Genomic DNA, 12,601 nt, shown 5'->3' on the forward strand with positions numbered 1-12,601 from the left:
GTTCCTCCTCTTGTTCATTCTTGCACTTTTTCTGTTTTAATAACCTGTGGTTGGATAACCTATGGAATGATGCTTAAAACTTAGGCGACAATGGGGGTCCTCTTGGCGGATGTCCATGGTTTTGTGTTGCCTGAAAGGAAGGATTTTTTGAAAACCCTCAGCCATTATTTGCGTTTAGGCTTCGATATTGAGGCAGTGGACAAGGCGATATCCTATAAGGAATGGCCGCAAATGATCTATAATTTAACAGGAAGTCAGAAGCCTGCCTTTGCTGCCCAGCTGATCCAAAAGGGTAAGCCGGGGCTGATTATTACTTATTCGGAGGAGCTTGCGCAAAAATGGGTCAATGACTTGCGTTCCTGGCTTCCCGGGGAAGATGTGCTCTATTTTCCCTCCTCGGAATGGCTGCCCTTTGAGGTCCTGGGCAAAAGCCGTGAGACCACCATCGAGAGAATCCGGGTTCTCAACCGTTTGGCACAGGATAACCAATGTACGGTGGTCGTGCCGGCTTTGGCAGTGAATCAGCGGAGCTTTTCCCGCCGCCGTTGGCAGGAGTACATCCTGGAATTAAAGGAAGGGACATCCTATGATCTGAAAGATCTTGCCCAGAAGCTGAGCACGGCAGGTTACGAGCGGCTGGACGTGGTGGATGGGAAGGGTCAATTTGCGATTCGGGGCGGGATCATGGATATTGCTCCACTGGATGGGGAGCCTTTACGGGTCGAGTTTTTTGATGATGAAGTGGACTCCATCCGGGTCTTCGATCTGGAGACCCAAAAATCCACTGAGACCCTGAAAAGCGTTAAAATCCCTCCGGCCTTGGAGGTTGTGATTCGCCCTGAGGAATTGGAGAAGCTGGGCTGGGAGGTTCGGGCTCAGGCCAGGAAGCAAGCTGGACGCTTAAACCGCAGCGGTCGTTCGGATGTGGCCGAGCAGGTTATGAAACAAGCCCAGAGGATTGAAGAACGGTTGAAAACAGGCCGGGTGGATGAAAGCATCTATCCCTATCTGAGCCTTCTTGAGGAGCCCCTGGAGCCTTTTTTCTCACTGCTTTCTCAAGATCATTATGTCATTTTGGATGAGCCACTGCGGCTGAAAGAACAGCTGGAGTTCCAACAGAAGGAAAGGCTTGAGGAATATACCCAGGCTTTGGCCAAGGGTGAGGAATTTTATAGCCCTGAGGATCAATTTGTAAGCTATGAACAATTCCTGAGATATGGGGAAAAGCATCCGTTTGTTTTGATCTCCACCTTACCCAGAGAAATTCCCGGGGTGGCTCCGAAACGGATTTTCAATTTAAATGCCCGGCCTTTGACGGGCTTTATGGGGAAAACCGGGATTTTGGTGGATGAGATTGAGCATTGGCAAAAATCCGGCCATATTGTAAATCTTTTCGTTGGTGATGAAGAGCACGCAGAGCGGATGCTGCAAGGTTTAAGGGATCGGGGAGCTCTGGCCAAAAAGCATGAGCTCCATGAGCCGGTTCAGGAGGGCGGAGTCTATGTCTATTCATCCTCCCTTGATCAGGGGTTTGAGCTTCCCTTAAGCAAGCTGATTGTCCTGAGTGAGGCGGAGATTTATAAACGGGAGCGCAAAGCGGCCGTCAAGCGCAAAAAGGCCCCTGAGAAAACAGGGCAGAGGCTGCAATTTGCGGATCTTAAGCCGGGAGACTTTGTGGTCCATGTTCATCATGGCATTGGTCAATTTATGGGCATTGAGCGGATTGCCGTGGGGGGAGTGGAAAAGGACTATTTTTCGGTCAAATATGCCGGCCAGGATAAGCTCTATGTTCCCCTGGATCAGCTTAACTTTTTGCAGAAATATTTAGGAAGTGATGCGGAGACCCTGCCCAAGCTTTATAAGCTGGGGGGTTCCGAATGGAAAAAGGTCAAGGCCAAGGCGAAAAGCGCCATTAAGGAAATGGCCTTTGATTTGGTTAAACTTTATGCCCAGCGGGAGGCGACCAAGGGCTATGCCTTTTCTCCCGATAATGTCTGGCAGCAGGAATTTGAGGAGAAGTTCCCCTACCAGGAGACCCCGGATCAAATGCAATGCATCGTCGAAGTCAAACAGGATATGATGCGCCAGCGGCCCATGGATCGCCTGCTCTGCGGGGATGTGGGCTATGGCAAGACGGAGGTGGCCCTGCGGGCGGCCTTTAAGGCGGTTATGGACAGCAAACAAGTGGCGGTCCTGGTTCCCACCACCATCCTTGCTCAGCAGCATTTTAATACCTTTCAGGAGCGTTTTATGGGCTATCCTGTGAGCATCCAGATGCTGAGCCGTTTTCGCTCCGCCAAGGAGCAGAAACTGATTCTGCAGGGATTAAAGGAAGGCTCCATTGATATTGTGGTGGGGACCCATAAGCTGGTCTCAGATTCGATTAAGTTTAAGGATTTGGGACTTTTAATCGTTGATGAAGAGCAGCGGTTTGGGGTGGCCCATAAAGAGAAGCTGAAAACCCTTAAAGCCAATGTGGATGTCCTCACCCTGTCGGCCACACCTATTCCCCGTACCTTGCATATGTCTCTGGTAGGGGTGCGGGACCTCAGTATCATTGAGACCCCGCCGGAGGATCGTTTTCCCGTCCAGACCTATGTGGCGGAATTCCGGCCGGATGTGGTGAGAGAAGCCATTCGCCGGGAGATCCAGCGGGGGGGCCAGGTCTTCTTTGTCCATAACCGTGTGGAAGATATGGAGCAGGTGGTTCATTTCCTCAGCCAGCTGGTCCCTGAGGCCCGCTACGGCATTGCCCACGGGCAGATGAGCGAAAAAGAATTGGAGCAGGAGATGCTGGCTTTTCTGGAGCATGAAAGCGATGTCCTGGTCTGCACCACCATCATTGAGACAGGCTTGGATATGCCTAATGTCAACACCCTGATCATTGATGAGGCGGATCGCCTTGGTCTGGGGCAGCTTTATCAGCTGCGGGGCCGGGTAGGGCGTTCCAACCGGCGGGCTTATTCTTACTTTTTATATAAACCCCAAAAAGTGCTTACAGAAGTGGCAGAAAAGCGCCTGGCAGCCATACGGGAATTTACCGAGTTTGGCTCCGGCCTTAAAATTGCCATGCGGGACTTGGAGATTCGCGGGGCCGGGAATCTGATTGGAGCCCAACAGCATGGTCATTTAGCTGCCTTGGGATTTGAGCTTTATAGCCAGATGCTTAAGGAAGCGGTACAGGAGCTCAAGGGTGAGCAGGTGGAGGAAAAGATCGAGACCAGTATCGAGGTTCAGGTGGATGCCTATCTGCCGGATATCTATATTGGGGAGCGCCAGCTTAAAGCGGCTCTCTATCAGCGGATGGTAGCCATCGATAATGAAGAGGACCTCAGCATGATGATCGATGAATTGATTGACCGTTTCGGCACTCCGCCCCGGGAAGTGGAGAATCTTTTGAAGATTGTCCGAATTAAATGGATGGCCTCAGGGATGAAGATTGAACAGATCCAGCAGCTCAAGCAGCAGATGGTGTTCCGCTTTGCGGCTGACCCCGGCATATCCGGGGAAATGCTGATGACCATGGCGACCCAATCCCCCTATCCGGTTTCCTTTGGAACCACCGGCAACGGCAATCTTGAGATCAAGGTCCGTTTGCGCTCCGTTGTCCAAGAGGAGCTTTTAGAAGCGATCCATAAAGTGTTAATGGTATTTAATGGTATTGCGTCCAAAACAGCATCCTGATATAATTGCTTTTAACGGATGCGAAAGGGTGTGTAATAATGAGGAGTTTCCGTAAAGGAATAATTGCGGCATTAGTTTTGACCTTGGCCTTGACTGGATGTTCTTCCGCCGGCGGGGATCAGTGGGCTGCCAAAGTGAATGGCGAGACCATCACAGAGCAGGATTTTGCCGCTCGGGTCTCCAATGTACAAAAGGCCTATGAAGGCATGGGCATGGACTTCAGCACCGATCAGGGCAAAGAGGCATTAAATCAAGTGAAGAGCCAGGTTCTTGAAGCGATGATTGCTTCCCGGCTTGTCATACAGGAAGCGCAAAGACTGAAGCTGGATGTCAATGATCCATCGATTCTGGAGCAGGAAAAGAACATTATTCAAATGGTTGGGGATGAAAGTCAATATCAGGAATGGCTTAAACAGCAGGCCATGACGGAAGATGAAGTGAAAAATTACTTTGCTCTATCCGCTGAAATAACCAAAGATGTGACGGTAACCCCGGAACAGGAGAAGACCTTCTTCGAGAATAACCAAGAGCTCTACGGCGGTAAAGGAGAGGAAGTTCAAGCCCGCCACATCCTGGTGGAGACAGAGGATGAAGCGAAAGCCATTATCGCTCAACTGGACGGCGGAGCGGATTTTTCCGAGCTGGCTAAGGAAAAGTCCACCGATACAGGCTCCCAAAGCTCCGGCGGCTATTTAGGGTCTTTTGGCAAGGGAAAAATGGTTCCGGAGTTTGAGGAGGCGGCTTTTGCCCAAGAGGTAGGCACCTATACGAAAACACCGGTTAAATCCGAATTCGGTTATCATATTATCTTAGTCGAAGATCATAAGGCGGCTACCAAAGCGGATTATGAAGCAGTCAAAAGCCAAGTGGCGGAAGATGCTTTAGCTGATGCCAAGGCTCAAAAGTTCGGAGGTTATTTCGACGAACTGCGGGAGAAAGCCAAAGCCAATATTGAGTACTCGGAAAAATATAAACCAGCCGCTTAACGAACCTTAACGAACAATTAAAGAACAAGGATTTATCCAAGGTGAATGCTTGAAAATCAATGAAGATATACTTAGAAAGAGATTCTTTTTAAGTATATCTTTTTCGATCCCTAAACTTTCCTTATCCAGTTTAGTAACTTCATGGAAAAAAATGAATAATAGAGAATCACCAGATATATACTATCTATGAAGTTAAAGACAACGCAAAATTTTCCACAGGCAGGACAGTTGTCAGATTAACTTAAGCTTTAAGGTGGTCTTGCTGTGTCTGTAACGGCCCCAAACCAGGCGGCACGTAATGACTATAAGGAGGGAAGAGCGTACATGAAAGCAACAGGCATCGTGAGAAGAATTGATGATCTTGGTCGTGTTGTTATTCCAAAGGAAATACGTCGGACACTTCGCATTCGAGAGGGAGATCCCTTAGAGATCTTCGTGGATCGAGAAGGGGAAGTGATCCTTAAGAAGTACTCCCCCATTGGTGAATTGGGTGACTTCGCCAAGGAATATGCGGATTCTCTTTATGAGGCGACCGGTCATATCGCATGTATTGCCGATCGGGATGTGATTATCGCCGTATCGGGGGCTTCCAAGAAGGAATACTTAAATAAGCCTATCTGGTCCAGCATTGAGCAGGCGATGGCTGAACGGAAGACCGTGCAGCTTAAAGCCGGTGAAGGTAAGCCGGATGAAGATGAGGAACATGTTAAGTTAACGAGCCAAGTGGCAGCTCCAATCATTGCCGAAGGGGATCCGATTGGGGCAGTGATTCTTATGTCTAAGGATCCGAATGTGAAGATGGGTGATTTGGAATTAAAATTAGTGGAGACGGCTGCTGGTTTTCTAGCCAAACAAATGGAACAATAAATCCTTTAAATGAGATTGGAGCGGCGGCAGCCGCTTCAATTTTTTATGAGCATCATCTCCGTTTTTAATGAATTTTTATCGGGGACCAAGGTGTGATACACTAGAGGAAGCCTAGGAGGGATGTTGATGAGTAATATATTGCATGTGGTGGGCTTGGGACCGGCAGGGCTGGAGTCGATGACCCTTGGGGATTACCGGATGATTAAGGAGGCCGGGCGGGTTTTTTTGCGGACGGTCAATCACCCTTGTGCTCAGGATTTGCTTGCTGAGGGGCTCCAAGCGGAATCCTTTGACTATTTGTATGAGCGGGAGAATTCCTTTGAGAGGATCTATGAGGAGATTGTCAGTCGCTTGGAGAAGGAGTGCGAGCTCTACCCTGAAGTGGTGTATGGGGTTCCCGGTCATCCCACGGTGGCTGAACGCAGTGTGGTGCTCCTGGTGGACAAGCTGTCGGAGCGCTTTCAGGTTAAGGTGCATCCGGCCGTGAGCTTTCTCGATCCCCTTTTCGCGGCGATACCCCTGGATCCTGTGGAAGGTTTTTTGCTGCGCAATTACGATGCCCTCAAAGGGAGCGGGATTACCGGTAAGGAATGGCTGATTATACCTCAGGTTTATGATGGTTTTATTGCTTCCGAGGTGAAGCTGGATTTAATGGATATCTATCCGGATGAGGTTGAACTCTATGTGGTTCAGGCTTTGGGAACAAAAATGCAGAAGGTTTGGCAATGTCCCTTGTATCAGTTGGATCATCAAACCTTTGATCATTTAACCACGGTAGTTGTTCCTCCCTGTGGCGAGGGCATTTCCATGACGAAGCTTTTGGAGGTTATGAGTACCTTGCGGGGTCGGGGGGGATGCCCCTGGGACGCGGAACAGACTCATGATTCTCTCAAACCCTACCTTATTGAGGAAAGCTACGAGGTTCTTGAGGCGATTGAGGCCCAGGATATGTATAATTTGGCTGAAGAGTTGGGAGACTTATTATTACAAGTAGTATTCCACGCTCAAGTGGCTCAGGAGGCGGGAGAATTCCAGTTTCAGGATGTTCTCAAGGGAATCATCGACAAGATGATTCGCCGCCATCCCCATGTCTTCGGCGATGTCCGGGTGCAGAACTCTGCCGAGGTGCTCAGCAATTGGGACCAGATTAAAAAAGAGGAAAAGGGGGAAAAAGCAGAAGAAGAATTATTCAGTTTTCCTAAAGGTCTGCCTGCCTTAATGCTGGCGGTGAAGACCCAGAAGAAAGTGGCCAAATTCGGCTTTGATTGGCCGGATCTTAAAGGCCCCTTAGCCAAGGTCTATGAAGAATTAAAGGAATTAGAAGAGGCCATGGCGGAACAAAAAGGAATCCAGGAGGAATTCGGAGATATACTCTTTGCTCTTGTTAATTTGTCCCGATTCATAAAGTGCGACCCGGAAGATTCCCTGCGTCAGACGATCCGAAAATTTCAGCTGCGTTTCTTAGAAATGGCAAAATTAGCGGGTCAGGCCGGAGAAGGACTGGGGGATTTGAACCTCGAAAAGATGGATTATTATTGGGAAATAGCTAAAAGCAAAGAAAAAAACAAAGAGATTGGCAACAATCCAGAAATAAAAGCAGGAGTTTGAGTATTTATCGCGAAAATATAACGCTGAAACTCAATACATATTTGGGAGGGAATCGTTTTGAATAAGGCTGATTTAGTGGCTGCTGTTGCAGAAAAAGCTGAAGTATCTAAGAAGGATGCTGAAAAAGCAGTCAACGCTGTTTTTGCTTCAATCGAAGAAGCATTGGCAAAAAACGAGAAGGTTCAATTAGTTGGTTTCGGTACTTTTGAAGTGAAAGATCGTGCTGAACGTACCGGCAGAAATCCTCAAACCAAAGAAGCTATTGTTATTCCGGCTTCCAAGGTTCCTGGATTCAAAGCAGGAAAGGCTTTAAAAGACGCTGTTCAACAATAGAGCTTTTGAGAAATAAATCAGGTCCGTCAGGGCCTGATTTTTCTCTATAGACGATTTGGAGATAACACCATATTTGAGGTGATGACCATGCGAATTGATAAGTATTTGAAAGTTTCCCGCTTGATTAAACGCCGAACGGTGGCTAAAGATATCTGTGAAGGAGAGAAGATCCGGCTTAATGGCCGGATTGCCAAGCCGTCGGCGGAAGTTAAGCCAGGGGATATCGTGACCCTGGAGATGGCCCGCCACCTTCTGGAAGTGCGGGTTCTTTCCACACCCAACAGTGCCAAGGCTAATGAGGCTCATCTGCTTTATGAGGTGCTGAAGGATGAGAAGCGCGGGGGGCAAGAGGAGATCTAAGGCCGCTCGTGCTTCTCATGTCGCTCATGTTGCCCAGGGGATGCGGGTAAGGATGAAAGCTTTTGCTCGGGTCGCGTAGCTTTACGCACAACGCGTACTCCATAGCTCCGGGGCTGGTCCACTCGCTTTCTTAACAGCTCCCGCCAAACCCCGCTGCTTTCTTACGAAAATAGATTCCTACTTTGCATTGGGTTATTCTTCAGTTGGCTTGTAAAACCTGATAGCCCTTTGCTTGAAGTTGTCTGATGAGACGCTGTTCCTTCTGTCTCTCACGCTCCATCATGTATTCTGTTCCGAGTTCCCTATAGGTTTCTCTCGTCACTAAAATCCGATAGGCAATCCGAAGAATCAGATGTCCCAGAGCCAGTAAAGCCTTCTTTTTACCCATCCGTTTAACCCATCGCCAATAGGTTGCGGATAAACGAGAGTTTTTTACTTTAGAAGCAGCCCATGCGCATTCACATAATACCGCTTTTAACGCTTTGTTTCCTGCGGAAACACTCCCTCTTTTTTTTTACCTGCGCTTTCATTATTGCCGGGTGATACTCCAGCCCAGGAAGACAGCTGACTATCTGTAGGAAAGACAGACATATCTGCCCCCAACTCAGCGATCATGATCGCTGAAGACGTCTGATTTATACCGGGTATTGAGGTTAATAGCTCGACCTCTTGCTGGTATGGAGCCATACATTCACTTATTTTCTGCTCCACGTTAATCAGGCTCTGTTCTAAAAACTTCAAGTGACTCCATGAATATCGAATCATGTCCCGGTGATGGCTCCGCAGTCGATGATTTAAAGCATCCGCTAAACCCGGTATCTTGCTTTTAACCTTACCTTTCACCATCTGGTTAAGCTTTTCTACGGTAATCACTTCTCCATCCATCAGGGACTCCATAATATTGCGTCCTGAAACCCCGAAAATATCGGAAATATAGGTGGTAATCTTGATATTGGCATCCTGCAAAATTTTATGAATGCGGTTTTTCTCTTGGGTTGCATCCTGAAGGAGTTTTTTCCGATATCGGGTTAAGTCTCTCAAATCACGGATTTCCGCCGGTGGTACAAAGCTTCCTTGAATTAATCCGCTTCGAAGAAGTTGGGCAATCCATTCCGCATCTTTGACGTCCGTTTTCCGCCCGGGTAGGTTCTTAATGCGTTGAGCATTGGCCAAACTCAGTTGAAACGACCCTGCCTCAAGAATATTCCAAACCGGTTTCCAATACACTCCGGTACTTTCCATGGCGACATGCGAGCATTTCTCTTCTTCCAACCAATCGGTAAGCGCCAGAAGGTCAGATGTGGTCGTACTAAACGTCCGGATCGTCTTTTTAGGCTTAGATTCCAAGGAACCAAAGAGGATACAGGCTACCACCGTTTCTTGATGAACATCCAGTCCCGCGCAGCATTCCAGAATAGCATCCATTGAAGATCACCTCCTAATAACGTAGGTGAGTGCGTCCAACAACAAGCCTACTTGAAATTTCTTACCCGTGCTCGTGGCACAATCTTCTGTGCTTAAATGTTGTTGGAACCAGTTTCTGCATCGGGGTATCATCCACCATAAAGCAAACGGCTAACAGCACCCACCTTACTATGATTATCTCAGTTTAATGCTGTTAGGAAAAGCCTTCGCCTATTTTCATTCCCCTCTGTGAAATGAAATTTCATAAGTGTTTCTGCATGTGAACCGTGGCTCCGCTACGTTAAGAAAGCCTCGTTGACCTGACCGCCCCTCCGCTAAATCCGTACGCTTTTGCACGTAAAGCTACTGCTTGCGGGTTTCCTTTCAGTTTTTCCTTGGAGCCCTGGGGGGATTAGGTTGGGGAAGTCCGAGACCCGAAGGCTGGGCTCTTTGTGAGGCTCTTGCGAAGGATTTTTGGGATCACTCAGGCCTTCTGCAGAGCCTTGCCTAGGGTCGCCGACCCTGCCGCTCAAGCGGCGTCGGTAAAGACGGAAAAAGCGGCTTGGGTAGGGCAACTTGCTCAGCATTTCCTATAAAGCCCTGCTCACGCAGACCCGGAATGCAGCCCAAGGATTTTGCTTAACACAAGGGAAGCGAATTTAAGCGAGCGGAAACAAAACTTCGCGAAAAGCACGCAGCGGAGAAGGTTGGAAACAGGACGTTTCCAACCCGCCATTGAGCAGGAGCGATTTGGCGGGGCACCTTTCGGAGCGGAGGGCTTTTCGCGTTAGTTTTGTCCGCGCAGCTTATGGAGCGACCGGTGTAAATCAAAATCCTGGAGATCTCCCCAGGGCCCCCGCGCGCTCGACGAGGTCCCCCAAACACAGCCCCAATAAGCGAAATAGCCGGCCACAGACAAGGCTCCTCTCCCCCTCGCAAACGAGGCGGAAGCAGAGCCTTGTTTCTTTATATTGTCCCGGATCTGGCATAAATCAGCCCCGCCAAGAATAAAGTTTAAGAAGAAAAATGGAAAAAGGAGGGCTGGTAGGAATGGAAAAAAATCCATCCAATCACCGGCTGGCCATGGATAATCGGCAATTCCTTTCGTTGACAGGGGTATCCAAAGTGCAGTCCTTTGATCCCAAGGAAATTTTGTTGGAAACCATTCAAGGGGTACTGAGCATCAAAGGGGAGAAATTAGGCATCAAGCATCTGGATCTCAAGGCCGGGCAAGTAGAGGTGGAGGGGCTGATCGATGCTTTAGTATATCCCCGCAATTCGGGATCGAGGCAAAATGTTTGGGCTAAAATCTTCCGTTAGATGCTCAAGTAGAAATACCCCATGAGCGGTTGGGCGGGGGAGGAAAGGGGGGAGAAAGATTTCTGACTTTGAAGCCTTGATTTGGGTCGTTGCAGCCGGTGCGGCAGTGGGCTTTGTTTTTGATTTTTATCGCTCCCTTCGCAAATGGCTGGGCTGGGGAAAAGTAATGACCGTGGTCGGAGATTTGATCTTCTCTGCTGTGGCCTTGTTCCTGCTTTTTAAATTCTTTTTAAAGGCCAATCATTTGGATCTTCGGTTTTATATTGTGTGGGGAAGTGTGTTGGGGCTGTTTCTTTATACGCGAATTCTCAGCAGGATAACCCTTTGGCTGTTCTTTAAATGCTACCGCTTCATTGAAGCGTGCCTGGGACTTATTCTGCTGGTGTTGAAGTTCCCCTTTAAAGTACTGGCTGTTCTCATGAGGCCCCCCTACGCTGTTTTACGTTGGTTTAGTCTCCTGGTTTTTCGTATAGCAGAGGCTTTCCTTGGCAAACCTTTAACAAAAACCCGCAAAACAATGATAAGTTTTTGGGAACGCCTCTTTCCGCCTAGGACTAATGGGTAAAATTAACAGAAGAGGTTGATTAAAGGGGTGGGCATCTGTATAATAGAAGATGTCCACAATTTGTAGTGTCTCTGTCCTCAGGTTGTCCATATTTTGTCCACAAGTTAAGCACAGGTTGTGGATAACTTGTGGGGAGGGATAATGGACCCTTTCTTATCCTCTGTGAGGATGCAAATGACATAAAATCCGCATAAGACAGGTGTATGCTGTGCATTTAGAAATTCGGGGGTTGGAGAAGCTGAGCTTTAGGGAACGGCAAGCCGTTATCTTAAAGGAAAGTGGAAAGTCACAGGAACAGATTGCCAAGAAATTGCACCTCAGCCCCAGCTCCGTGGCAACCCTGCTTAATCGGGCTAAGGGGAAGGGCTATGAGATTGTGTGCATTATTCCGGAAGCTGAATTAGGTCTAGGAGGGTTTGATCTTGACGAAGAAGAGTCCGACAACTAAAGAGTCCCGCCCCAAGACCAGAAAGCAACCTTTTCGGCCTTTATCCACGCTTGTCGTCTTGTTTGCCTTTTGTGCATTAGTAAGTTCTGCTTATCAGCTTTATGAACTTCGTAAAGAAGTAAATCAGAGTATTGCTCAGCTCAACCAAGAGAAGGAGGATTTGCTTCAGCAGCAAAAACTTCTTGAGGAAGAGATTCTGCAGTTGAATACTCCCAGTTATATTGAACAACTGGCCAGGGAGCAATTAGGGTTAGTCCGTAAGGGTGAAATTCGCATTGCGCCCAAAACAGAATAAAATACTTATGATTTAGTACAAAATGTCAGGATTCTCAAGACTTGTTATCTTGACAGTCCTCTCAGCAGACAGATATAATAAAAATAATGACTTAAATCATCACAAGGAGGAGTTTGCTTCGTATGGCCATTGCGGTTGGCACTATAGTTGAGGGTGTAGTAACGGGAATTACCAATTTCGGTGCTTTTGTGGAATTACCCGAGAAAGTCACAGGTCTCGTGCATATCTCAGAAGTTGCAGATGCATATGTTAAAGATGTTAGGGACTACTTGAAGGAACAAGACCGTGTTAAGGTCAAAGTGATCCATGTCGATGAAAAAGGGAAAATTGGTCTATCGATTAAACAGGCTAATCCGAGCCCGAAAAATACGACGCGGGAACGTCGCCAGCCAACCGTATCCTTTGAGGATAAATTAGCCAAGTTTATTAAGGATAGCGATGAACGGCAACTGGAATTCCGTCGTGCCACAGAATCCAAGCGCGGGGGAAGAGGATCAAGCCGATACTAGAAGCTAACGTTCTCTAAGATAAATGACCGCTGCAAAGCGGTCTTTTTAGCACTCTCAGAAAGTATAAAGCTCGGCGAAGCCGGGCTTTCTTTATATCTTGAAGGAAGGGTTTTTTGTTGTAGTATCCTGAAGGTTGAGGGTGAAAAGAGGACGATTAAGGCAATATTCAGGAAATGAGTCGAAAAGTAATCCAAATCTCCGCCTTCCCTAGACAAGCTTTGC

At 47.9% G+C, this 12,601-nt stretch carries 13 protein-coding genes; 11 read left to right on the plus strand and 2 right to left on the minus strand.

Annotated elements, in window-relative coordinates:
• Window positions 1-90 precede the first annotated feature (90 nt).
• The 6 genes from mfd to DHAF_RS00695 all read left to right on the plus strand — a co-directional run bounded on the left by mfd (window position 91) and on the right by DHAF_RS00695 (window position 7,838).
• Window positions 91-3,684 (plus strand): transcription-repair coupling factor, encoded by a 3,594-nt coding sequence (gene mfd, locus DHAF_RS00670; RefSeq protein WP_015942591.1) that lies wholly within the window; start codon window positions 91-93, stop codon window positions 3,682-3,684.
• Between the two features lie 38 nt (window positions 3,685-3,722).
• Window positions 3,723-4,670 carry a peptidylprolyl isomerase gene (locus DHAF_RS00675; RefSeq protein ID WP_005814873.1) on the plus strand — a complete coding sequence of 316 codons (948 nt, stop codon included), beginning with the start codon at window positions 3,723-3,725 and terminating at the stop codon, window positions 4,668-4,670.
• Window positions 4,671-4,994: 324 nt separating this feature from the next.
• Window positions 4,995-5,537, plus strand: a complete 543-nt coding sequence (gene spoVT, locus DHAF_RS00680; RefSeq protein WP_011458938.1) for a stage V sporulation protein T — start codon at window positions 4,995-4,997, stop codon at window positions 5,535-5,537.
• Between the two features lie 126 nt (window positions 5,538-5,663).
• Window positions 5,664-7,145 carry a bifunctional methyltransferase/pyrophosphohydrolase YabN gene (gene yabN / locus DHAF_RS00685; RefSeq protein ID WP_011458939.1) on the plus strand — a complete coding sequence of 494 codons (1,482 nt, stop codon included), beginning with the start codon at window positions 5,664-5,666 and terminating at the stop codon, window positions 7,143-7,145.
• A gap of 57 nt (window positions 7,146-7,202) precedes the next feature.
• Complete coding sequence (locus DHAF_RS00690) at window positions 7,203-7,478, plus strand: HU family DNA-binding protein (RefSeq protein ID WP_005814866.1); 276 nt, start codon at window positions 7,203-7,205, stop codon at window positions 7,476-7,478.
• A gap of 87 nt (window positions 7,479-7,565) precedes the next feature.
• The gene (locus DHAF_RS00695) at window positions 7,566-7,838 is read left to right on the plus strand and encodes an RNA-binding S4 domain-containing protein (protein ID WP_011458940.1); all 273 of its coding nucleotides are present in this window, start codon (window positions 7,566-7,568) and stop codon (window positions 7,836-7,838) included.
• Between the two features lie 199 nt (window positions 7,839-8,037).
• On the opposite strand, the gene DHAF_RS26290 is transcribed toward DHAF_RS00695, so the two are convergent.
• Both DHAF_RS26290 and DHAF_RS00705 read right to left on the minus strand, forming a co-directional pair.
• Entirely contained in the window at window positions 8,038-8,226 is a 189-nt protein-coding gene (locus DHAF_RS26290; protein ID WP_242659917.1) for a hypothetical protein, read from the minus strand.
• 86 nt (window positions 8,227-8,312) lie between these two features.
• On the minus strand, window positions 8,313-9,263 hold the full coding sequence (locus DHAF_RS00705; RefSeq protein WP_041271906.1) for an IS110 family RNA-guided transposase: 951 nt from the start codon (window positions 9,261-9,263) through the stop codon (window positions 8,313-8,315).
• A 1,029-nt stretch (window positions 9,264-10,292) separates the two neighbouring features.
• Between DHAF_RS00705 and yabP the strand changes: the two genes are divergently transcribed.
• The 5 genes from yabP (at window position 10,293) to DHAF_RS00730 (ending at window position 12,379) form a co-directional block, all read left to right on the plus strand.
• Window positions 10,293-10,562 carry a sporulation protein YabP gene (gene yabP / locus DHAF_RS00710; RefSeq protein ID WP_015942592.1) on the plus strand — a complete coding sequence of 90 codons (270 nt, stop codon included), beginning with the start codon at window positions 10,293-10,295 and terminating at the stop codon, window positions 10,560-10,562.
• 76 nt (window positions 10,563-10,638) lie between these two features.
• On the plus strand, window positions 10,639-11,127 hold the full coding sequence (gene yabQ / locus DHAF_RS00715) for a spore cortex biosynthesis protein YabQ (protein WP_041271907.1): 489 nt from the start codon (window positions 10,639-10,641) through the stop codon (window positions 11,125-11,127).
• A gap of 208 nt (window positions 11,128-11,335) precedes the next feature.
• Entirely contained in the window at window positions 11,336-11,575 is a 240-nt protein-coding gene (locus DHAF_RS00720; RefSeq protein ID WP_015942594.1) for a sigma factor-like helix-turn-helix DNA-binding protein, read from the plus strand.
• Window positions 11,544-11,870, plus strand: a complete 327-nt coding sequence (locus DHAF_RS00725) for an FtsB family cell division protein (protein ID WP_011458941.1) — start codon at window positions 11,544-11,546, stop codon at window positions 11,868-11,870. The genes DHAF_RS00720 and DHAF_RS00725 overlap by 32 nt, the downstream gene beginning before the upstream one ends.
• 122 nt (window positions 11,871-11,992) lie before the next feature.
• Window positions 11,993-12,379: a S1 RNA-binding domain-containing protein gene (locus DHAF_RS00730; RefSeq protein WP_005809726.1), complete on the plus strand. Its 387-nt coding sequence runs from the start codon at window positions 11,993-11,995 to the stop codon at window positions 12,377-12,379.
• The last annotated feature ends 222 nt before the right edge of the window (window positions 12,380-12,601 follow it).

The sequence above is a fragment of the Desulfitobacterium hafniense DCB-2 genome, assembly GCF_000021925.1.
Lineage (GTDB): Bacteria > Bacillota > Desulfitobacteriia > Desulfitobacteriales > Desulfitobacteriaceae > Desulfitobacterium > Desulfitobacterium hafniense.